The 1145-nt window shown below is 60.6% G+C and carries 1 protein-coding gene; it reads left to right on the top strand.

Annotation, left to right across the window (positions count from 1 at the left end; all coding sequences use genetic code 11):
• On the top strand, nt 1–1007 hold a 1007-nt coding region (locus A2I95_RS40705), incomplete at its 5' end, for an aminomethyltransferase family protein (protein ID WP_291737987.1).
• Between the last annotated feature and the right edge of the window lie 138 nt (nt 1008–1145).

A 1145-nucleotide genomic window follows, 5' to 3' on the forward strand; every position in this document is an offset into this window, starting at 1 on the left:
TCCGCACCAAGGCGGGCCTGATGGACGTGTCCGGCCTCAAGAAAGTCCACGTCGTGGGTGAACACGCAGCTCAGGTCATCGACCGGGTCACCACCCGCAACGTCGAAAAGATCATGCCGGGCCGCTCCACCTACGCCTCGATCCTCAACGATCAGGGCAAATTCGTGGACGATTGCATCATCTACCGCCTGTCGGTGAACAGCTGGATGGTTGTGCATGGCACCGGCACCGGCATGGAGCAGCTGAATACCGTTGCAGCGGGCAAGAACTGCTCGGTGATCTTCGACGACAATCTGCACGACATGTCGCTGCAGGGCCCCGTCGCAGTGGATTTCCTGGCCGAATACGTCCCAGGCATCCGCGATCTGGCCTATTTCGGCATCATCCAGACCAAGCTGTTCGGCTGCCCCGTGATGATCTCGCGCACCGGCTACACCGGCGAGCGCGGCTATGAGATCTTCTGCCAGGCCAAGGACGCGGTTCACCTGTGGGACAGCATCCTGAAAGAGGGCAAAGGCTTGGGCATCGTACCGGTACAGTTCTCGACGCTCGACCTGCTGCGCACCGAAAGCTACCTGCTGTTTTACCCGGGCGACAACTCCGAGACCTATCCGTTCAACGACGAAACCTGCGGCGACACCCTGTGGGAGCTGGGATTGGAGTTCACTGTTTCTCCGGGCAAGACAGGCTTCATCGGCGCCGAAAACCACTATGCCGCTGAAGGCAAGGAGCGGTTCAAGATCTACGGTGTCGTGCTGGAAGGCACCACCCCGGCGGACGAAGGCGCAGACCTGCTGCAAAACGGCGAAAAAGTCGGCGTTGTCACTTACGGGATGTATTCCGACGTCAACAAGCACAACGTGGGAATTGCCCGGATGCCGGTGGCCTGCGCCAAGCCAGGCACCGAGCTGACAGTCCGCAATGGTGATGGCATCGAGATTGCCGCCACCGCCGAAGAAATGCCCTTCTACGACAAGGACAAATCGATCCGCACCGCAAAGGGCTGATCCGGATCCCGGGCGCCCCCGGTTGGGGGCGCCTGCTTTCGTTCACCCGGACTGCAGGAAAAGCGACCCACATGTCTAAGACCGTATTCCCCCCTTCCATCAACAGCCGCCCCGTCTATGGCGAGCTTGAGGCCCGTC

The sequence above is a fragment of the Leisingera sp. F5 genome (assembly GCF_001593695.1).